The following is a 20,147-nucleotide window of genomic DNA, read 5'->3' on the forward strand; positions in this document are numbered from 1 at the left end:
CCCTAGGTACGTTCGGCGCGTTCACAGGGGCAGTCGCCGAACTCATACAGGCTCGTTACCGTCCGGTGTTGAATCGCCAGGACACCGTCAAGTGTTTTCCCGCAATGGGTTTCAAATCTGGATCGACGTCGTCGGGATCAGAGAAGCCGATATCTGTGGTCGACGTCGACACGTCCCCTGACTCGCGGCCGCCGCGACGACGAGATGGCCTCGTATCCCTGCTCTTTCGAAATGCGCCCGATCAGGATCGCGCCTGAAACCGGAACACGCGCAGGCCATCGCCCTGTTCGTCCGGGTTGCATGCACGGTGATCGTGGGTAGCGTCGATAGTGGCCGCCGGTTGGGATGGACCACCGATCGTGGTCGGGTGGCAAGCTCGGGGCAACGCCAAACGCTGCGGCGCGGTGGGGTCGTGAGCGATCTGGGCGGCACCCGGCGAGGCGAACACTCGCGGGTGCCGTCCTTCTGATCACCCGTCTTGCGTCGGCCCACCCACCGCACCGTAGACGTGCCGCGCGCCGATGGGGACGATCAGCGGCCGGTCGGAGACGGGATCGTCGATGACCGCCGCCTCGAGCCCGAACACCTCCAGGAGCAGCTCCGCCGAGATGACGTCCTGCGGCGCACCGGAAGCGACGATCCGGCCCTCCGCCATGACGATCAGGTGGTCGCTGTAGCGGACCGCGAGGTTGAGGTCGTGCAGCACCATGATCACGGTGCGGCCCATCTCCTCGTGCATCCGGTCCACCAGGTCGAGGACCTCCACCGAGTGCGACAGGTCGAGGTAGGTGGTCGGCTCGTCGAGCAGCAGGATGTCGGTGCCCTGCGCGAGCGCCATCGAGATCCACGCCCGCTGGCGCTGCCCACCCGAGAGTTGGTCGACAGGGCGATCGGCGAGGTCGGCGACCCCGGTCAGCGCGAGCGCGTGCGCCACCTCGGTCTCGTCGTCGGACGACCACTGGCGGATCCACGACTGGTGCGGATGCCGACCGCGGGCGACCAGGTCGGCCACCGTCAGGCCCTCGGGGGCGACGGGCGCCTGCGGCAGCATGCCGAGCGTTCGGGCGACATCCTTGGTGCGCATCGTCGTGATGGCCTTGCCGTCGAGCAGGACGGTGCCCGCGCGCGGCTTGAGCAGCCGGCCCAGCGCCCGCAGCATCGTCGACTTGCCGCACCCGTTGGGGCCGATCACGGTGGTGATCACGCCGGTGGGGATCTCGACGTCGAGGCCCTCGACGATCACGCGGTCGCCGTAGCCGAGAGTGAGGCTCTCGGCGACCAGTCGCGGCGCGGGGGAGGACAGTGCCGGCTCGGTGACAAGGGAGTGCTGGGTCATGCCGAGACCTTCCGGTTGTTGCGGACGAGGAGGTACAGGAGGAACGGGCCGCCGAGCGCCGAGGTGACGATGCCGACGGGCAGTTCCACGGGGAGGACGGTGCGGGCGATGATGTCGCTGCCCACGACCAGCACGGCCCCGGTGAGCGCGGACGCGAGGATCGGCGGCCCGGCGGAGCGGACCAGGCGCATCGCGACTTGGGGCGCCGCGAGTGCGACGAATCCGACGGGACCGGCCGCGGCGGTGGCGATCGCGGCCAGGATCACCGACGCGAACAGCAGCTTCGCCTGCTCGGACTGCTGCCGGACGCCGAGGGACCGGGCGTTGTCGTCGCCCAGGCGCAGCGCGCCGAGGGTGAACGCCGCGATGATCGCCCAGCCGCCGATCACGGCGAGCGCGATCGCCACCGGCCACACCTGACCCCACCCGGCGCCGTTCAGCGACCCGTTGAGCCACACCTTGGCGCGGGAGACGTCGTTGATGTCGGCGGAGATCAGCAGCCACCCGGTGACCGCGATCAGCATCGCGTTGATGCCGATGCCGATGAGGATCAGCCGGTAGCCCTCGACACCCTGCCGCCAGGCCAGGAGGTAGATGACGGTGGCGGTGAGCAGGCCGCCGACGAGCGCGGCCAGCGGGATGCCCAGCGTAGCGAACAGGCCGACGAAGGAGCCACCGCCGCCGAGGACGATCAACGCGACCGCCGCCGCGCTCGCGCCCGACGTGATGCCGAGGATGTCGGGGCTGGCCAGCGAGTTGCGCGCGATGGACTGGGTGATCGCACCGGAGATGCCGAGCGCGACACCGATGAGAACCGCGGTCAACGCGCGGGGCAGACGCAGGTCCATCACGATGAACCGCTGCACCTTGCTGCCGCCGCCGAACAGGACGTTGGTGACCTCCGGGACGGACAGCGGGAAGTCTCCGCGGCCGATGCCGACGCACACCAGCAGGAACAGCGCGACCGCGAGCACCACGTTGACGACGATCATGTAGGGCCGCAGCACCAGCGAGATCGGGCCGAGCCGGAACGCCGGCCGGGACGGTACCGCCGCGGGGATGCCGTCGGCGGCGTCGGGGAGAGTATTCAGGACGCTCACAGGCTGGCCAGCTTCCTGCGCCGAACGAGCGCGATGAAGAACGGGGCACCGACGACGGCCAGCACGATGCCGACCTGCAGTTCGCCGGGACGGACCACGACTCGGCCGATGACGTCGGACATGACCAACATCAGGCCGCCGAGCAGTCCGGCGTAGGGGACGAGCCAGCGGTAGTCGGGGCCGGTGATCGCGCGGGCGACGTGCGGTACGACCAGTCCGATGAACGCGATCGGTCCGCACGCGGCGGTCGCGGCGCCGGTGAGCAGCGTGATCGCGACGATGCCGATCGTCCGCGAGACCGCGACGTTGGTGCCGAGCGACCGGGCGACGTCTTCACCGAGGCTGATCACGTTGAGGCTCGGGGTACTGGCGATCGCGATGACCAGCCCGAGGATCAGGAACGGCAGCACCTGCCACAGGATGTCGTAGCCGCGGCCGGCGACCGATCCGACGACCCAGAACCGGTAGCCGTCGAGGCTGGTCTGGTCGAGGATCACGACCGCGTTCGTCATGGCCTGGAGGAAGAAGGCGACGGCCGCGCCCGCGAGCGCCAGGCTCAGCGGGCTCGCCTTCCCGTTGCCGATCGAGGACAGCCCGAAGACGACGACGCTGGCGAGGGCCGAGCCCGCGAACGCGAACCACAGGTACTGGCCCGGTGACGTGAGGCCGAGGGTGTAGATCGCGATCACCACGAGGAACGCGGCGCCGGCGTTGAGGCCGAGCAGGCCGGCGTCGGCGAGCGGATTTCGGGTGTGTCCCTGGATCAGTGCGCCGGCCACGCCGAGGGCGATGCCGACGACCAGACCGAGGAGGGTGCGTGGGATCCGGAGGGTGCGCACGATGATGTCGGTCTCGCCGCCGGTCGAGGAGAACAGTGCGTGGAAGATCTCGGCGAACGACAGCGGACGGGCGCCGACGGCGATGCTCGCGAACAGAACGAGCGCCAACAGGACTGCGAGGGCGAGCAGGCCCAGGATCCGACGCCGGCGCACGGCGGCGAGGGACGTGTCGGGGGTGATCGGGGTGAAGCCGTCCGCGCGCGCGGTGGCCTCGCGGACCACCTCGGCACCGGAGACGATCCCGGGTACCCGCCGCACCGCACGCCGGACGCCGATAGGCGCACCGGTCTCGGCGTCCCAGGTCACCAGCCCGCACCAGCCCTTGCCGACGGTGGTGCCCGTGTTCCCTTCACGGAATCCGCGATTCCAGACGAACAATCCGATTGCTATCAGCAGCGCGGCTCCGCCGAATACGACGCGGTCGGCCTCGCCGCCGCCGTTGGCGTCACGCAGCGAATCGACGAGGTACCACCCGAGGACGAGGGGTGCGGCGACGACGCCGAGGTCGACGAGATTCGCCAGCAGGCGCAGGGCTGTCGGCGCCGGGCCTTGCGGGACAACCTGTTTCCCGAAATCCGACTGCGGTTTGGTGTGCCTCGACGCATCCGGGTTCATATCCGGGAGGCGGGTCGTCGTCACGGCTGGGGTGCTCCTTGGGGAGGTAACGCTGTCGAGCGTCAGGTTACGGAAGCCTAACCGAACGTGCGAGGGAGGTATCCGCTCCGCGGCTCGAATAGACCCCCCCGGTTCGATCATGGTTAGGCTAGCCTACGCGTGCCGAAGAACTACTCGACGGAACTAACCGAACGCTTGATGGAGGCTCGATGTCCGCGACCGCGCAATTCCAGTTCACCGTGTCCGAGGCAACGGCACTGGCGGACTCGTGTTCGCGACTCCGCGACGTCTCGCCGGACTACCCGCGGGTCTACGCGGTCGCGACGATGGCGCATCAGGGCAAGCGGCGGTGGTGGCCGATCGCGTCGTGCACCGGAGGCGGGGAGCCGGCCGAACTGCAGGGTCATCGAGTGGGTCAGATGTACGAGCGCATGCTCGACGATCTGCACTCCCCGGACGCGGCCGCGATACAGGTGGCGTCGGCGCTCGTGCACGCGGTGGTCGGCCGGGTCGCGGCGCTCGTGGTGCTGGAGGGGCGAGCGTGGGACCCCGGCGTGGACAACCTCTGGATCCACATGGACAGCGACAGCGGCATCGACTGGGCGGGCGTCGTGGACGACACGCTGCGTGTGTTGCCCGACGACGGTCTGGCCGGCTCGCGCGACGTCGTCACCCTGCCGTGTGAGCGAGCCCTACTGGTGTGGACTGCGCACCGCTGCGTCACGTCGCTGTCGGCGATTCGGTGCGCACTGGACGGATTCGCGTCCGTCGACCAGCTGCGACTCGGCAGCCTGGTCGCCGACGCGGTCCTGGGCGTGACGACGCGGGTGCCGATCCTGGCGGGTTCGTCGCAGTCTGTCGCGTCCCGGCGCGGTCAGGGCCTGCTGGACGCGTTCGAGGCTGCGGGTGTTCCGGTGCGCACGCGGGCCATGCTGGCGCACGCCTGCTGACGAAGGGGTTGACGAATTAGGGCAGCCTTCCCTATTCTCGATTCATCAGTACTGCTGGACCGTGCCGGAGTCCTGAGGGCTGCAGTGACTCCCGGTCCCCTCCACGGCGGGTTCCGCGCATATGGCGCGGAACCCGCCGGTTCGTCTTTCCGGCGGGTCGAGTGCGTGCCGCCGACGGCGGTGGATCACTATGACGAGGTACATATTCGGCAGGCGGGTCGGTCGGGCACCTCGGGGCTCGGTCACCCCACCAGAATCGATGGAGCAGATCATGGCGAGCGAGGCAGAGCACGCATTCGTGCTGGGGGACGGGGCGGATCCCGCCGAGGTCAACGCATTCCTCAACAAGGGCTTCGGCGAGGCGCTCGGCCTCGAGTTCACCGAACTGACCGCGGACCGCGTTCGTGCGCAGTGGAAGGTGACGCCCGCGCTGTACCAGCCGTGGGGCATCATGCACGGCGGCGTGCACTGCGCGGTGATCGAATCGGTGGCGAGCATCGCCGCCAGCATCTGGCTCGGCGACCGCGGTCACGTCGTCGGCGTCAACAACAACACCGACTTCCTGCGCGCCGCCCGCGACGGAGTGCTGTTCGCGGAGGGCACCCCGGTGCATCGGGGCCGCACCCAGCAGTTGTGGCTCGTGACCGTGACGGACGAGCAGCAGCGCCTCGTCGCTCGCGGGCAGGTCCGACTGCAGAACATCACCGAGACGTCCGCGCTCGGCAACAAGTAGCGGGGTCGGTCAACCGACCTCACGTGATTCGGCGGCGCGACGCGCTCGACTCTGCTCCTGCAGCAGGTCGATCGCGTTGCGCGCGAACACCTGCTGCTCGGTGGACGCCATCTGCGCACGCCCGCGGCCGAGGAACGAGACCGTCCACGAGATCACCGTCGACAGGCGACTACGGAACCCGATCAGGTACATCAGGTGGATCACCAGCCAGGCGATCCAGCCGATGAAGCCGCTGATCTCGAGCTTGCCGACCTGCGCGACCGCGCTGAACCGGGAGATCGTCGCCATCGAGCCCTTGTCGAAGTACTTGAACGGCTGCCGATCCTCGGACCGGGCGTCGTCGAGTCCCGCCCGAATCTCCTTGGCGGCGTACTTCCCGCCCTGCATCGCGACCTGCGCCAGCCCGGGCAACTTGTCCAGCGCCATCATGTCGCCGATGACGAACACGTTCGGATAGCCCGGCAACGTCAGATCCGGATTCACGTGCACGCGGCCGGCCCGGTCCACCTCCGCTCCGGACTGCTCACCGAGCTGCTTGCCCAGCGGACTGGCCTGCACGCCGGCGGACCACACCTTGCACTGCGACTCGATCCGGGTGTCGGTGCCGTCCTTGTGCCGCACGACCAGCCCGTCTACGTCGACGTCGGTGACCATCGCGTTCAACTGGATCTCCACGCCGAGCTTCTCGAGCCGTTCGGCGGCCTTGCGGCTCAGCTTCCCGCCGTACACCGGCAGCACGGCGGGGGCGCCGTCGAGGAGGATGACCCGGGAATCGCTCGGGTTGATCCGACGGAACGCGCCCTGCAGCGTGCGATGGGCGAGTTCGGCGATCTGGCCGGCCAGTTCGACGCCCGTCGGTCCGGCGCCGACCACCACGAACGTGAGCAGACGGGCGCGTTCCTCGGGATCGTCGGACAACTCGGCCTGCTCGAACGCCCCCAGGATGCGGCCCCGCAGCTCGAGCGCATCGTCGATCGTCTTCATGCCGGGCGCGAACTCGGCGAAATGATCGTTGCCGAAATACGACTGCCCGGCACCCGCGGCCACGATGAGCGAATCGAACTCGGTGACCGTCGTCCGGTCCAGCAGCCGCGAGGTGACCGACCCGGCCTTCAGGTCGATCGTCTCGACATCGCCGAGCAGGACCTCGGCGTTCTTCTGCTTGCGTAGCACCATCCGTGTCGCCGGTGCGATGTCGCCGACCGAGAGGATGCCGGTCGCCACCTGGTACAGCAGCGGCTGGAACAGGTGATGGGTGGTCCTCGCGATGAGGGTGATGTCGACGTCGGCGCGCTTGAGGGCCTGCGTGCCGAACAATCCGCCGAAGCCGGATCCGATGACCACGACGCGATGGCGGCGGGGTTGTGTCGAGGCGATGCTCATTCCGCGCTCCTCGAGGCTCGTCGAAACGTGCTGACCTAGTCACCGTAACCGCCCGGTGGTCACCCGTCCCGCCAACTCGGGCGTCGGAACACCCCGCAGACGACCGTGGGCGGTGGGGATGAACCCCACCGCCCACAGTCGGACGTCACAGTGCGACCGTCACTTGCGGTCGTACACGCTTCCGCGGCGGATCAACAGCGTGAAGCCGATCGTGATGAGCCCGAGGACGACCATCATCGTCGCGACCGTGTTGAGGCCGCTGACGGTCGGTGCGACGCCACCGGCGGCGGCGGCCGACGACGCGAGCAGCATCGTCGCGATCGAGGTGCCGATGCCCTGACCGCCGGTGCGCAGCACCGAGTTCGTGCCGGTCGCCTCGCTGGTGTTGCCCTCCGGGACCGCCTCGACGATCAGGTTCGGCAGTGCCGTGTACGCGAAGGCGGTGCCGATCGACACGGTGATGATCATCGCGACCATGCCGGCGACCGAGTCGTGGAAGACGATGAGCATCGCGCTGCTGATCGTGAACAGCGTCGTACCGAGCAGCATCGACACCCGCGAGCCGACGGTCCGCGTGATGCGGCCACTGAGCGGCGTGCACACGAAACCGAACATCGAACCGATGAACGACAGCCAGCCGGCGTTGGTAGCGGAGATGCCCAGACCGAACGACGCGGTGGTCGGGGACTGCAGGATCATCGGGATGATCATGGTGCTGATGCCCATCGGGCCGACTGCGATCGCCAGGGTCGCGCACATCGTCAGCGCCACCTTGCGGTCGGTGAACAGGCGCACGTTCACGATCGGGTCCTTCACCCGCAGCTCCCACAGCACCCACAGGGCGAGGACGACGAGACCGCCGACCACCAGGCCGAGGGTCTTCGCGTCGGTCCAGCCCCACGCTCCCGACTTGTTGATGCCCAGCAGGACGGCCGCGATCGCGGGGGCGAATGCGAGGGTGCCGAGGTAGTCGACCTTCTGTGTGGTCCCGGTGGGCGGGCGCCACGGCAGAACGAACAGCACCAGCAGCAGCGCCATCACCGCATAGACCGCCGCGACGACGAAGATCATGTGCCAGCTCGCGTGGTCGAGCATCACGCCGGCGACCAGCAACGACGCCGAACCGGCCGCGACGGCCGAGCCGGAGATGACTGCAATGGCGACGGGGACCTTCGCGGCCGGGAGGTGCTCGCGGGCCAGGCCGATGCAGAGCGGGAGGATCGCGCCGGCGACACCCTGGATGGCGCGGCCGACGATGATGCTGCCGATGCTGTCACCGATCGCACTGATGAACGAACCGAGGGCGGCAGCACCGAGCAGGACGACCAGCACACGCTCGCGTCCGTACATGTCGCCGAGGCGGCCGCACACCGCGGCCGATGCGGCTGCCACCAACAGGAACGCCGTGACAGCCCAGCCGACCGTGGCGGCGTCGCTGTTGAACTCCTTGATGAACGTGGGGATGGCGGCGTACACCATCGACGTCTCGAACGCGCTGATGATCTCGACCAGAACGAGAACGGTGATGATCACCCATGCGGGGCGCTGCCGGGCATACCGTCCGCGCGGTGCGGGCGCCGCCGACGTGACACGAGTGTCTGCAGTAGCTGTCACTGAAGTTGATGTCCAGACTCTTGACTGGCCCGAATTACGGGCTGTGCTGCGGGAATTCGAAGAACTGCGAGGTCGTCGCGTCCACGGGCAAGCCGCCATGGGTGAGCGTCGCTTCTGTTCCGTTGGTCACAGAGTGTGCCAACTCACTTTCCCGGCATCAGAGGTCTGCGCACTCAGTGGGACCTGGTGGTGACCGCCGTTACAGCGGCGAACTGGGGGAACGGGGGAAACCGCTGATCAGGGCGTCGGCACCCGAGGGCCCCGCTGCCCGAGCGATCCCGTTGGATGAGACCACGACGGGATCGGCAGTGTGGTCCGTGCTCCGCGACACGCAACCGGGTGCGTCGAACCGCCGGAACAAACCGTTGACCAGTGTCGCAGGTCCCGAAAGCTTTGGCAGCGGAACGGGGAAACCGGTGCTGTACGTGTGAGTACGGGGTCAGTCGTGCGCCGGGCAGCGGTGCATCTGCGCCGACACGATCGCCGCCACCAACTCGTCGATCACGCCGTCCTGCAGGTGGACAGTGGTTTCCATGCCGTCGACGTCGACACAGCGGAGCAGTATCCGCCGACCGTGCGCCTCGACGTAGGTGTCGTCGTCCACGCACCACGTCGCACCGAGCTCCGTCGGCGGCACGATCGGGACACTGACGAAGTCCGGCCATATCGACGCGTGCCGATTGTGATCACGGTCGGCAGCGAAGTCGGGGGAGTCGGCGGCCGACGCGGGCAGAGGCGCCACGAGTCGCAGGTGACGGGGCGTGGCGGCCGGGCCGACGTCGGCGTACATCGACGAATTCACCTTCTGCTCAGGGGACACACCGGAGAGGGCACACCGGAGAGGTCGAACAGGACAGCGGTATGCGCATCGACCGCCGCCGACCACCGTACGTCCCGAGTGGCGTTCCGGTATACGTATTCCGGGATGAAATGTCCGGAAACGACGAGCGGGTTCGTCAGCCGCCGTCGAGCATCCGATACAGCGGATTGCGGGCAGCGGCCTCACGCACGCCCGTTCCGGCGCCTTCGGTGTACACCTGCGTGGTGTTCATCGACTCGTGACCGAGCATCCGCATGAGGGTGAAGATGCTGACGTTCTCGTCCGCCATGTTCGTGGCGAAGGTGTGCCGGAACTGGTGGGTCAGCGCTCCCTTGGCGCGCTCGCCGTTGATCCCGGCCCGGCGGTACGCCCGGAGCACCCGGTACTGCAGCGTTCCGCGGGTGATCCGCGCGCCGTCGGCCCCCACGAACAGCGGATCGGCGCTGCGGAAGTGCTGCCACGGCGTGGCGTCGGCCGCCACCCGCTGCTTCGCGGTGCCGGGGAATCGTTCGATGCGGGACTCCAGATAGCCGGTCAACGCAGCCACCAACGCCGGCTCCGCGGTCGCCACCCGCTCCTTGCTGCCCTTCCCGCGCACCAGGATCACCCGTGCGCCGCCGTTCGACGGATCGGTGGCACCGCGTACGTCGCCGATGTCGACCGCGATCAGCTCCGACGACCGCATCCCGGTCAGCAGCGCCATCAGGATGATCGCGAAATCGCGCTCACCCCACGGTCGGACCCCGTCGGTGTCGTCCTCCTGCAACGTCGCGATCAGCCGGGTGACGGCATCAGCAGGAAGCGCCTTGGGCAGCCGCTTCGGCGCCTTGGGGCGCAGCACCGCCGACATGGGATTCGCGACGATCGCGTCGATCGAGAACAGGAAGTCGCACAGCGTGTTCCAAGTGGACCAGCACCGACGGATCGACGCCACCTCGTGCGATGCCGCGAACGCCGCGAACGCCTGCTGCATCGACTGCTTGGTGATCACCTCCACCGGAAGCGCCGATGCGGCGAGCCCGGACTGCTCGGCGAGGTGCCCGGCGATGGCCGTGAAGTCCTGGCGGTACGCCTTGAGCGTGTGCGGTGACGGCTTCGCGGTGCTGCGGTGCAACAGGAACTCGCCGAACCAGGACTCGAGAAGCTGTCGATCGTCACTCACGTGGGCCTGCTCCAATGTCCTTCCGGGACTTCGACTGTCGGATGCGCGGCGAAAGTGTGTTCGAACCGCGCCCGACAAGTGTATCGGCTGCCGGCCCGGACCCGATCGATGTCCTCGGCGGCTGCTCGACTACAGCCTCCGCGGTTAGTGTGGAGGGATCCGACCGCCCGGACGGCAGTTGCCGTCCGGAGGGTTAAGGACCAGTGATCGTGCGTTGAGAGGCAGAAGCCGTGCCGGCACCGTCGGGTGCGTGACCTCATACGTTCCTGTGGCTCGACCAGGACGCCGGCGGACCAGTCCGGTACGTCTCGACGACGAGGAGGTTCCCGTGTCAGCAACAGCACAGAACCTGGCACCTGATCGTTGCCACCACCTCACTGCGCTCGTCCGTCGACCACCCACTTCGGAAAGACCTCGCCAGGAGAGACGTCATGGCCGTTCGAGTCCCGATCGTCACACCGGTCGCTGTCAACCGTCTGCAGCTACCGGTCACGACCTCGTTGGACGACTTCCGGGCCCGATATGAACGGGCGGTCCCGGCCTTGGACTTCGATCAGGTCGCCGACTTCGTCGCCCGGAGAGCGCCGTGGGCCGAGATGCTCGAATTCATCGGCGCCGCCGCTCCGTTCGGGTTCCTGATCTACTGGAAGAACCAGGCCGATGAGGTGATGCGGCTCGCCGGGGACACCGCACCCTGCGTCGCCTACCTGATGGGCAACCACACCATCGCCGAACGGATGTTCCGCCACAACCCGGCGGCCATGCTCTACGCCCCGCTGCGCACTGTGCTCTGGCAGGACAGCTCGAGCCAGGCATGGTTTGCGGTCGACCAACCCAGCACCCAGTTCGGCAGCTTCAGTGACCCCCGCATCACAGCGACCGGCCGCGACCTCGACGCCGAACTCGCCGTCCTGCTCGCGCATCTCGGGCTCGATGTTCCACCCGCGCTCCTACCCGTTGATCTGCCACCGAAGCTGCCGTAACGAACCCGGATCACCACCGGCGGCCCGGACGGCTCCCCTCGCCGCGGTACGCCCCGGACGCAGACTATGTCCTGGTCCGCGCCCGACCCGCTGGGATTCCACAGCACGTCGAACGCGCGAGTTCGACGCCGTTCGCCCGGCGGATGTGCTCGGAAGTTCGGGGTGAGGCGAGCGTGACGACCGCTTCACCCCCGATTTCACCCCGATGCAGCTTTCCCTGACGGAACTGTCTCGATACTTTATTGAGGGCCAGGCGCACCCCCCGACGTGTGCCTGGCCTCTAGCTTCCACGATGTCCCGCTGTGCACGCCTGCGCAGCGGGACATCGTGCTTTCAAGGCAGATCCGTGACGCTACGGCGTCAAGACCGTCGAACCCCGGGTCCTGCGGCCTTCGAGATCGCGATGGGCCTGAGCGGCGGCCCTCAGTCGGTAGCGTCCGCCGACAGTGACCACGACGGACCCGGCCGCGATCGCATCCAGAACCTCACCGGCTCGCCAGACGAACTCGTCGTGTGTCCGGTTGAAGTGCCCTCGCGAGGGTCGGGTCAGGTACACCGATCCGGCAGCATTGAGGCGTTGGGGATCGACCGGAGGAACCGGCCCACTGGACGCACCGAACAGCGCCAGCGTGCCCCGGACCGCCAGGCTGGCCAGGCTGGCGTCGAAGGTCGACTTGCCGACGCCGTCGTACACTGCGGCGGCGCCGTTGCCTTCGGTGAGTGCACGGACGGTCGCAGCGAATTCGTGCGGGTCGTCGGGGTAATCGAGTACCTCCACCGCACCGGCACCGCGGGACAGCTCGGCCTTCTCCGGCGTCGACACTGTCGTGATCACTCGGGCGCCCAGGCTGGTGGCCAACTGCGTCAGAATCAGCCCGACACCGCCGGCGCCGGCATACACCAGCACGGTGTCGCCGCGCCGGACCGGGTAGACCGACTTGACCAGATAATGCGCGGTCAAGCCCTTCAGCAGCGCCGATGCGGCGATGTCGGGGGCGACTCCCTCCGGCACCCGCGCCAACAGACCCGCTGGTGCCACGCAGTAGTCGGCATACGCGCCCACTGCGTCCGCGCTGACCACCCGGTCGCCGACCAGAAACGCCGAGTTGCCGGCGCCGACCGCGGCGACGGTACCGCCCACCTCGCTGCCGACGGCGAACGGCAGCTCGTGCGGGTACAGGCCGGAGCGGAAGTAGGTGTCGAGAAAAGTTGACGCCGATCGCTTCGGCCTTGATCAACACCTCTTCCGGCCCCGGTGATGGCTGTGGCCTCTCGACGTAGGATCGTCATCGAGAATGATGCCGTCTGATGCGGTGACGGCCCACACGAGAGTTGGCGGCTGCGGCGCCGGCTCGCTCGTCAACGACGCACTGCCCGAACAGAAGCAGGGTGTCACCGCTGAACACGTTACTCCGATCCCGCACCCGGCCCCGTCGGCGAATCGGTCGACAGCCGTCAGGTGTAGAGCCGTCTCCCACGGGGTATCAGACCGTCGTCGGCCGGCACCACGACCGACGCCATCAGGAGGAGGACGACGATGCCTAACTGCGAAACGTGTGGCAACGACTACGACAAGGCATTCACCGTGATCATGGGGGACCGTCGTGGCGTGTTCGACAGCTTCGAATGCGCCGCACACGCGATGGCGCCGGTGTGCGGACACTGCGGATGCCGGATACTCGGCCATGGCGTCGAGGACGAGAGTCGGATCTTCTGCTGCGCGAACTGCGCGCGGCTTGCCGGCCACGAACGGCTCGTCGATCGGGTGTGACCTGCAGCGTCAGCTTTCGATCTGGTCCTCGAGTTGGCAGCGGAGCGTCGCGAGCGACCGGGCCAGCAGCCTTGACACGTGCATCTGGGATACCCCGATCTCTTCGGCGATCCGGCTCTGCGTGAGGTTCGCGAAGAACCGCAACAACAGGATCCGGCGCTCGCGATCGGGCAACGCCGCCAGTATCGGCCGGAGCGTCTCGTGATTCTCGACCGCCTCGAGACGCCGATCGTCGGCACCGAGGGTCTCGGCCAGCGGATGGTCGTCGCGGCGCCCCACGGTCCCGGCATCCACCGACACGGTCTGGTACGCGTTGCCGGCCAGCAGTCCGTCCGCGACCGCGTCCTCACCGATCCGCAGCTCCGCCGCGAGCTCGTGGCGCGTCGGCGGCCGACCGAGACGCTGCGACAGGACCGACACCGCGCGACCGAGCTCGAGATGCAGTTCCTTCACCCGGCGGGGCACCCGCACGGCCCACCCGGTGTCCCGGAAGTGTCGCCGCACCTCGCCCATCATGGTCGGGACCGCGAACGCGACGAAGTCGGACCCCACGCGGGAGTCATATCGGTTGACCGCATTGACGAGCCCGACACGCGCCACCTGAACGAGGTCGTCGTGGAACTCCCCACGGCCGTCGAACCTGCGAGCGATGTGATCGGCGAGGGGGAGACACCGCGTGATCACGGAGTCGCGGAGCACGCGGTAGCGCGGGTCCCTGCGGTCGAGCGACGCCATCGACTCGAAGACCGGACCCACGTCACGGTATTCGTCGGTGTGCTCGACTGCAGGATTCACGCAATCGACCCGGGAGATCGTCGGGGGGAGTGGAACGGTGGTCCCGCACGGTTCGTCCGCCGCGCATCGTGTCGAGGTGCGTCGTCGTCCCTCACGCGTCCTCCGTTCGGCCGGACATCGGATGCGTCCATCGTATGACGGTGCGTGGTCACTGCGGGAGGGCCGTTGACCTCCGCCAACTCGATCGACTACCTCTGCCCGGATCGAACGGAGGACCCGCTCAGGTCAGGCCCGAACTCTAGAATCGACACGTGTCCAGCGGAGCGTCCTCCGGGAAACCACCCGGTCACGGGAGCCGCGTACCGGGATGGACAGTCGGTGCGACGCGTTCGCGGTGGGTGCCGCGGGCCGGGGTGGCGGCCGCGGGGGCGCTGCCGCTGTTGGCGTTCCCCGAGCCGAACCTCGGCGTGCTCGCGTGGGTGTCGCTGGTGCCGGTGGTGCTGCTGGTGCGCGCCGCGGCGACCGCGCGCGAGGCCGGACTGCGCGGCTGGCTGGCCGGCGTCGGATTCCTCGCGGGTACGCAGTACTGGGTGGCGCCGAACCTTGTCTGGTTCTTCCCGCTGGCTGTGGGTGTGCTCGCGCTGCTGTGGACCGGGTGGGGCGTGTTGGTGTGGGATGCGTTGCGGGAGCCGCTCACCGGCGGCCGGGCGGCGGCGGCCGCAGTCGTCGTGCCTGCAGGGTGGGTGCTGGTCGAGGTGGTCCGGTCGTGGCAGTGGCTCGGTGGGCCGTGGTCGTTGCTCGGTGCCACCCAGTGGCAGCACCCAGGTGTGCTCGGGCTCGCCGCGCTCGGCGGGGTGTGGCTGGTCAGCTTCGCGATCGTGGCATCGAACATTGGGGTCGCCCTGTGCGTGGTCGGCGGCGTGGCAGCCCGGGCCGTCGGAGCGGTGGCGGTGGCGGTGGCGGTCGCCTCGGGTCCACTCTGGTCCGCGTGCCGACCAGCGGAGCCGCCAGCCGACGTCGCGGTCGTCGCGCTTGTGCAGCCGGGGATCGTGCACGGCGACCTGCTCTCTTTCGAGGAAGACCTGACCCGAGGGATCGGCGCGCCGGTCGACCTCGTGGTGTGGGGTGAGAGCAGCGTCGATACCAATCCGGCCGCCGACCAAGCGCTGCTCGTTCGGCTGGGCGCGTTGTCCGCGGCCGCGGGGGCGGACCTACTGGTCAACGTCGACGCGCCGGTCGGCGAGTCCGGCGCGATCTCGAAGGCGTCTGTCCTGATCGACCACAGCGGAATCCGCGATACCTATCGGAAGATCCGGCTGGTCCCGTTCGGTGAATACATCCCGTTCCGCGACCAGCTCGGCTGGCTCAACCGGATCACCGCCGCGGCGGGGCAGAACCGGCAGCCCGGTGACAGGTTGGTCGTGATGAACGCCGGCGGTTTCCGGGTCGGGCCGCTGATCTCCTTCGAGGAGACCTTCCCGGACATGGCCCGCGCGCAGGCGCGGGCGGGGGCGGACATGCTGGTGTACCAATCCTCCACGGCCACCTTTCAGGGCAGTTGGGCGCCCGCGCAGCTCGCGTCGTTCGGTGCGCTGCGGGCCGCGGAGAGTGGCCGCCCGGTCGCGGCGGCCGCATTGACGGGGGAGTCGGCCGCATTCGACGCGCGAGGACGCCGGCTCGGGTCGATGCCCGCCGACGAGCACGGCGTTCTGCTCGTCGAAGTGCCCGTTCGGACAGAGGACACGCTCTATTACCGGCTCGGCAACTACGTCCCGGGCGTCTGTACCGCGGTCGTGGTGGGCTACGTGGCAGCGGCGGTCGTCCGGCGGCGGGGTGGTCCAGTTGCCAACTAGCGCGGCGATTCACGACAACGCAGGGGAGGCGAGCGAAACCCGCACGCGCGCATGGATATTCGCCATTATCCATGACAGTGGTGTGGGTGGGGGCGGTGACCGGCGGGGAGGTCCGGGTCCGATCGATGTTCCGGTTCGGGATCCTGCGCCGCATCCGTCGTCGAGTGCAGTACGCGACGGCGTTTTGTCTGATGCCGGCCGCGTACCCGGCACGCTACATGACGCGGTGTCGACCGGCATCTGATACTCGGAGTTCGTCTCAGCTGCGCGAGTCGATGAGATCGACTCCGTGAACTCGCCGGGGCCCGGATGGCAGGTCCGAGCTGCGGGCAGAAACGGAGACATCGAGCCTGATCGCACCTGAGTCGATGTGGCCCGCGGCGGGTGCGTCGGTCGTCGATGTCACGGGTCGCGCGGCCGCAGCGGGGTATCGGACATGCAGTCGGCTCCGTGGCGCAGTGCTCGGTCCCGTCTCCGCGGGGAACCGCCCGATCTCCAGTACTTGACATAATGTGGATTATCGGTGAAACGACGACCTGCGATAACGCCGAATGTTCGCCCCGGCTGTGAATCGTCATCGAACTTGGCAAATCGTCAGATAGTTGGCATCTCTCGCAGTTCCGCTAGACCGGGTTGGACGTGACGGGCGGTATGCCACGGACCAGCCAGCGCAGATCGGCCAGAGCCGTCCACGAACGCCTAGTTGGCATTTTCGTCACCGCTGTTGGCAAATGATCAGATCGGTTAGCGCTTGCGGGCTTGCATGGACTGTGGATCGTCCGACCGTCGCCGCTGCTACCGCGCTTCACCCTTCGCGCGCTGCCGCATCGGCTGATGCTGGTTCTCGCACCTACTCGCGTCGAGTGGCACTCGCCCGGCTGCTCCTCCCGCCTTGCCGTCGCGGGGTGTCATTTAGTCACGTGACGAATATGTTTTGGAGTCCGTGTGTCCGATCATGATCTCCCCGCGGGTCGCAGGCATAAGTGTCGGCACGCCAAGGATGCCGTGTGGCCGGCGTCTCCTGACGCGCGAGGTTGTCTTACGTCAAGTACGTGGCAGGGTGTGAAGCCCGGGATGGTGCAGGCAGGATTCGCCCGCACCGTCGGCCTCGAGAAGCTGCCGACCGGCGTCGAGGAAATGCTGCTTCCACTTCGACACCGACATATCCGACACCCCGTGCCGGCGGGAGGCCTCGGCGCCGCGCATCTCCCCCGGACAACACCGCCCGCATCTTCACATCGACCGGGATCTTTTGTCGGGACGACCCCGATTGAGATGCTGCGGCGGCAATGAGGATGAGGCATGTGCAGCATTGAAACTCGTGACCGCGCGACCGACAGGTCGGGAAGGTGGTGTGTATTCGACTGTGTTGCAAGTAGAGTCGGTGATGGGTTGGGAATGGGAGTGGCCCTTCTCGCGCCCATGGCCGACACTGCCATTTCCGGTGGGCGAAGTTGGCGCCGACGGAACAATCACGGTCTACTGCAGGGCTCTGAGAGGCTGCGATCTCCGCGAACCGCAGGCTGTCTGGTCGGCCATCTTGCCCGCCGTCGACGACATCGCCGTCGATCTTGCTTCCTCGCACTAGATTCGGCGGTCGGCTGCCCCGTTGTCCAGGGCGTCAGGATCTGATTTGGGAGCAGGCGGACGCACATCCGTCCGCTCGGCAAGTACCCCTTCGGTGGCCTCCCGAACCCCGTCGCCGCGAGGTTTGGGAAACACCCGAACGGGGAATGTCCGTGATGAGCAGAGGGCTCGTTTGACCGCGGGACGGTCCGCCGCCCCATGGTCATCTGAATGAGGTTGAGGCGTAGCGGTGATTGTGCTCGGGCTGATCTTGCTTCTCGTCGGATTCCTGACGGGAATCTCCATTATTTGGACCATCGGCATCGTGGTCGTGGTAATCGGAGTAATTCTCGCACTACTCGGCGCGACAGGCCGTGCAGTCGGAGGCCGCCGCTACTGGTACTAGCGCTGCCGAGATTCGGCAAGAAGATTAAAGGTCGGTCCCGCCTCCGACGGACAGAGCCAGCCTAGGGAGTGTCTCCCAACGTGGGCGGTTGATCGGCGACACTCTTCATTGTGTCGCGCACCGGATACTTGACGGATGAGCAGTGGTCGTTGATAGAGCCGTCGCTTCCCACGGCAATGACATGGAGGCACAAGCGGAACCGACTGTTTCTTGTCCGCCGGAAGCCGTCCTTCGACCGCACGTGAGGAGGCACTCGGTGCGAATGCCGACGACATCATGGTTCGGGCTGGCTAGGGTCGACGTATGGACGGCGCAGAGATTCTGAGGCTGGAGCATGCAGGATGGGCATCTTTGTGCCAGGGAACGGGGGCTGACTTCTACGGCCGGCTCATGACAGCGGATGCGGTCATGGTTCTCTCGCACGGCTTCGTGCTGGATCGCGACGCGGTGATCGCCTCGCTCGACGACGCCCCGCCGTGGCGGGACTACGAGATCAGCGAGGACCGCCTCATCGAGGTCGGCGAGGACACCGCGATCCTGGTCTACACCGGCCGGGCCTCCCGCGGCGAGGGCGCGCCGGCGTTCCACGCTCTGATGTCCAGCGTCTACACCCGTCGCGACGGCCAGTGGCGACTCACGCTCTACCAGCAGACATCCGTTCCGGACGCCGACCACTACCAGTGAGGAGGGCAAGCAGGTCGAAGCAGTCGCCCATCTCATCTCCGTCACCGGGACACCAGCCATGCGGCCGTGACCACGAACGAGGCCCCGGACTAAGGTATGTCTCCTATTTGGCGAGGAGTCGTAGCCGGTGGAAGCTCTGCGGACTCGTCTGAGTTGGTGGACTTCCCGCCGGTGCTGATCGCGTCCTCTCGATCGGCGATCTTCAGCCAGCGGTGCAGGCATCCTTCGGTGATTCCAAAGTCCTTGGAGATATGGCGCAGAGGGCCTAGCGCTTGCGGGCGGCGACCGCGATGACGTCTCGGCGGAGTTCCTCGGGGAACGGCTTCGGCATGGGGAGCATCCTCTTGCAGGCTGTCACCATAGTTGGCAATTACCCTCCCCTCGACTGCTTGTCCAGCTACCGCTGTTGGACACCACGCGGGTCGGCTGCCGATTCCGTCTGTGCGGATTACACACCTGGCGACGCGAACGGAACAGCGGGGCTGAGACGCGTGACAAGCGGTTCCAAATCCAGGCTGTGACCGATGACGGTGCCGGTCAGCAACCAGGGAAAGCAGTCCGATTCTGCGCTCTTTTCATCGTGAGTCTGCTGCGCGCCGTGAGTGTGTTACTAAGACCGCAACAGCGGTGGAGGCGACGTGCTATCCATCCCTCGGCGGACCCGGGCCACCACGGTTCAGGTGAAAGCGGCGTCACAGCCAGGCCCGGCATGTCTATCCCCGATTCCAGGTCGAGGCTTCGGCAGTCGGCAGCATCGCGTTCTGGCCCGCTCGAATAGCGTAGAAAGATGCCGTGGGTCGACGCCGTCAGAGCGACCAGTTCGGCCAGTGTCGTAATCGCGACGAGCGGCGCCCCCCGATGACTCCCGATTCGAAACCGCGCCGGTCACGACGCCACCCTCCGAACACATCTCGGACAAACCCCTCGAGCATTCCTCGCGTTTCCAACGATGACGACCACAGTCCGTGGACCCGGGCCGGACGCGCCCAACCATCCATCCCGTTGGAACCCCAGACCCGGCAGTCCGCACGGCGCCCCGGTGCCGACCCACGTTTCACTTCCAGGAGCCTCGGGAATACACCGTCAGTTGCATTCGCTTCGGAGGCGCAGGTGCGATGAGACAGACATGAGATTCGAGGCCCATTGGGAAACAAAAGCTTCTCCTCAAAGGGTGTGGGAGGTGCTCGCCGACGGATGGCGGTATCCGGGCTGGGTGGTCGGGGCGTCCGGAATGCGCGCCGTGGACCCCGAATGGCCCGCACCCGGCGCACGGATCCATCATTCGGTCGGTTTGTGGCCGTTCCTGATCGACCACGCCGAGGTATTCGAGGCAATTCAGGGAAAGCACTCACGCTCAACGCCCGCGCGAAGGGCTTCGGTCGAACTCGGATCGAGATTCAGGTACGTCCCGACGGGGTCGGCTGTGTGATCGCGATGGGCGAGCATCTCGCCTCGCCTCCCATGTCGTGCTTTCCACAGCGCGTCGTCGAACTGGCCGCGGTGCCCCGCAATCGGGAGTGCATCCGGCGGCTGGCGCTGCTCGCGGAGACTCCTTCCGATTCGCGCGACGGCTCGACCGCGCCGAGACTCGGGTGAT

Annotated in this window: 16 protein-coding genes and 2 pseudogenes; 8 read left to right on the plus strand and 10 right to left on the minus strand. The window is 67.5% G+C overall.

The window, feature by feature from the left end; genetic code table 11:
* Positions 1 to 469: 469 nt before the first annotated feature.
* The 3 genes from DEU38_RS22140 to DEU38_RS22150 all read right to left on the minus strand — a co-directional run bounded on the left by DEU38_RS22140 (position 470) and on the right by DEU38_RS22150 (position 3,914).
* Positions 470 to 1,336 carry an ABC transporter ATP-binding protein gene (locus DEU38_RS22140; protein ID WP_114723551.1) on the minus strand — a complete coding sequence of 289 codons (867 nt, stop codon included), beginning with the start codon at positions 1,334 to 1,336 and terminating at the stop codon, positions 470 to 472.
* A complete protein-coding gene (locus DEU38_RS22145) occupies positions 1,333 to 2,328 on the minus strand; it encodes a FecCD family ABC transporter permease (protein ID WP_397484748.1) in 996 nt (331 codons plus the stop codon). The genes DEU38_RS22140 and DEU38_RS22145 overlap by 4 nt, the downstream gene beginning before the upstream one ends.
* Positions 2,329 to 2,432: 104 nt before the next feature.
* The gene (locus DEU38_RS22150) at positions 2,433 to 3,914 is read right to left on the minus strand and encodes an iron ABC transporter permease (RefSeq protein WP_397484744.1); all 1,482 of its coding nucleotides are present in this window, start codon (positions 3,912 to 3,914) and stop codon (positions 2,433 to 2,435) included.
* A gap of 185 nt (positions 3,915 to 4,099) precedes the next feature.
* Between DEU38_RS22150 and DEU38_RS22155 the strand changes: the two genes are divergently transcribed.
* Together DEU38_RS22155 and DEU38_RS22160 are read left to right on the plus strand one after the other, a co-directional pair.
* Positions 4,100 to 4,840, plus strand: a complete 741-nt coding sequence (locus DEU38_RS22155; RefSeq protein WP_114723554.1) for a hypothetical protein — start codon at positions 4,100 to 4,102, stop codon at positions 4,838 to 4,840.
* Positions 4,841 to 5,111: 271 nt separating this feature from the next.
* Positions 5,112 to 5,573, plus strand: a complete 462-nt coding sequence (locus DEU38_RS22160) for a PaaI family thioesterase (protein WP_114723597.1) — start codon at positions 5,112 to 5,114, stop codon at positions 5,571 to 5,573.
* A gap of 9 nt (positions 5,574 to 5,582) precedes the next feature.
* On the opposite strand, the gene DEU38_RS22165 is transcribed toward DEU38_RS22160, so the two are convergent.
* The 4 genes from DEU38_RS22165 to DEU38_RS22180 all read right to left on the minus strand — a co-directional run bounded on the left by DEU38_RS22165 (position 5,583) and on the right by DEU38_RS22180 (position 10,552).
* Positions 5,583 to 6,956, minus strand: a complete 1,374-nt coding sequence (locus DEU38_RS22165) for an NAD(P)/FAD-dependent oxidoreductase (protein WP_114723555.1) — start codon at positions 6,954 to 6,956, stop codon at positions 5,583 to 5,585.
* A gap of 159 nt (positions 6,957 to 7,115) precedes the next feature.
* Positions 7,116 to 8,489 (minus strand): MFS transporter, encoded by a 1,374-nt coding sequence (locus DEU38_RS22170; RefSeq protein WP_114723556.1) that lies wholly within the window; start codon positions 8,487 to 8,489, stop codon positions 7,116 to 7,118.
* Between the two features lie 520 nt (positions 8,490 to 9,009).
* Complete coding sequence (locus DEU38_RS22175; RefSeq protein WP_114723557.1) at positions 9,010 to 9,390, minus strand: hypothetical protein; 381 nt, start codon at positions 9,388 to 9,390, stop codon at positions 9,010 to 9,012.
* Positions 9,391 to 9,526: 136 nt separating this feature from the next.
* Complete coding sequence (locus DEU38_RS22180; protein WP_258558101.1) at positions 9,527 to 10,552, minus strand: tyrosine-type recombinase/integrase; 1,026 nt, start codon at positions 10,550 to 10,552, stop codon at positions 9,527 to 9,529.
* A gap of 431 nt (positions 10,553 to 10,983) precedes the next feature.
* On the opposite strand from DEU38_RS22180, the gene DEU38_RS22185 reads away from it, so the two are divergent.
* Complete coding sequence (locus tag DEU38_RS22185; RefSeq protein ID WP_114723559.1) at positions 10,984 to 11,535, plus strand: DUF302 domain-containing protein; 552 nt, start codon at positions 10,984 to 10,986, stop codon at positions 11,533 to 11,535.
* Between the two features lie 352 nt (positions 11,536 to 11,887).
* Here the strand turns inward: DEU38_RS22185 and DEU38_RS22190 are convergent.
* Positions 11,888 to 12,818 (minus strand): annotated as a pseudogene (locus DEU38_RS22190) (quinone oxidoreductase family protein); the annotation flags it as partial.
* A 254-nt stretch (positions 12,819 to 13,072) separates the two neighbouring features.
* Between DEU38_RS22190 and DEU38_RS22195 the strand changes: the two are divergent.
* Entirely contained in the window at positions 13,073 to 13,306 is a 234-nt protein-coding gene (locus DEU38_RS22195) for a hypothetical protein (RefSeq protein WP_114723560.1), read from the plus strand.
* 9 nt (positions 13,307 to 13,315) lie between these two features.
* Here the strand turns inward: DEU38_RS22195 and DEU38_RS22200 are convergent, their stop codons facing one another.
* Positions 13,316 to 14,101: a SigB/SigF/SigG family RNA polymerase sigma factor gene (locus tag DEU38_RS22200; protein ID WP_258558102.1), complete on the minus strand. Its 786-nt coding sequence runs from the start codon at positions 14,099 to 14,101 to the stop codon at positions 13,316 to 13,318.
* 251 nt (positions 14,102 to 14,352) lie between these two features.
* On the opposite strand from DEU38_RS22200, the gene lnt reads away from it, so the two are divergent.
* The 3 genes from lnt to DEU38_RS22210 all read left to right on the plus strand — a co-directional run bounded on the left by lnt (position 14,353) and on the right by DEU38_RS22210 (position 18,550).
* A complete protein-coding gene (lnt, locus tag DEU38_RS22205) occupies positions 14,353 to 15,894 on the plus strand; it encodes an apolipoprotein N-acyltransferase (RefSeq protein WP_114723561.1) in 1,542 nt (513 codons plus the stop codon).
* Between the two features lie 1,816 nt (positions 15,895 to 17,710).
* Positions 17,711 to 17,866, plus strand: a complete 156-nt coding sequence (locus DEU38_RS28885) for a DUF6131 family protein (protein WP_220181949.1) — start codon at positions 17,711 to 17,713, stop codon at positions 17,864 to 17,866.
* Positions 17,867 to 18,169: 303 nt separating this feature from the next.
* Complete coding sequence (locus DEU38_RS22210) at positions 18,170 to 18,550, plus strand: nuclear transport factor 2 family protein (RefSeq protein ID WP_114723562.1); 381 nt, start codon at positions 18,170 to 18,172, stop codon at positions 18,548 to 18,550.
* A gap of 537 nt (positions 18,551 to 19,087) precedes the next feature.
* Here the strand turns inward: DEU38_RS22210 and DEU38_RS29885 are convergent.
* Positions 19,088 to 19,420 (minus strand): DUF6098 family protein, encoded by a 333-nt coding sequence (locus tag DEU38_RS29885; protein ID WP_220181951.1) that lies wholly within the window; start codon positions 19,418 to 19,420, stop codon positions 19,088 to 19,090.
* Between the two features lie 256 nt (positions 19,421 to 19,676).
* Between DEU38_RS29885 and DEU38_RS22220 the strand changes: the two are divergent.
* A pseudogene (locus DEU38_RS22220) lies at positions 19,677 to 20,146 on the plus strand (SRPBCC family protein).
* Position 20,147 lies beyond the last annotated feature (1 nt).

The sequence above is a fragment of the Rhodococcus sp. AG1013 genome (genome assembly GCF_003350365.1).
GTDB lineage: Bacteria > Actinomycetota > Actinomycetes > Mycobacteriales > Mycobacteriaceae > Prescottella.

Excerpts from the sequence above, each read along its gene's own strand:
- DEU38_RS22140 (WP_114723551.1), bottom strand. The coding sequence starts at position 1,336 with ATGACCCAGCACTCCCTTGTCACCGAGCCGGCACTGTCCTCCCCCGCG.
- DEU38_RS22145 (WP_397484748.1), bottom strand. The coding sequence starts at position 2,328 with ATGATCGTCGTCAACGTGGTGCTCGCGGTCGCGCTGTTCCTGCTGGTG.
- DEU38_RS22155 (WP_114723554.1), top strand. The coding sequence starts at position 4,100 with ATGTCCGCGACCGCGCAATTCCAGTTCACCGTGTCCGAGGCAACGGCA.
- DEU38_RS22160 (WP_114723597.1), top strand. The coding sequence starts at position 5,112 with ATGGCGAGCGAGGCAGAGCACGCATTCGTGCTGGGGGACGGGGCGGAT.
- DEU38_RS22165 (WP_114723555.1), bottom strand. The coding sequence starts at position 6,956 with ATGAGCATCGCCTCGACACAACCCCGCCGCCATCGCGTCGTGGTCATC.
- DEU38_RS22185 (WP_114723559.1), top strand. The coding sequence starts at position 10,984 with ATGGCCGTTCGAGTCCCGATCGTCACACCGGTCGCTGTCAACCGTCTG.
- DEU38_RS22195 (WP_114723560.1), top strand. The coding sequence starts at position 13,073 with ATGCCTAACTGCGAAACGTGTGGCAACGACTACGACAAGGCATTCACC.
- DEU38_RS22210 (WP_114723562.1), top strand. The coding sequence starts at position 18,170 with ATGGACGGCGCAGAGATTCTGAGGCTGGAGCATGCAGGATGGGCATCT.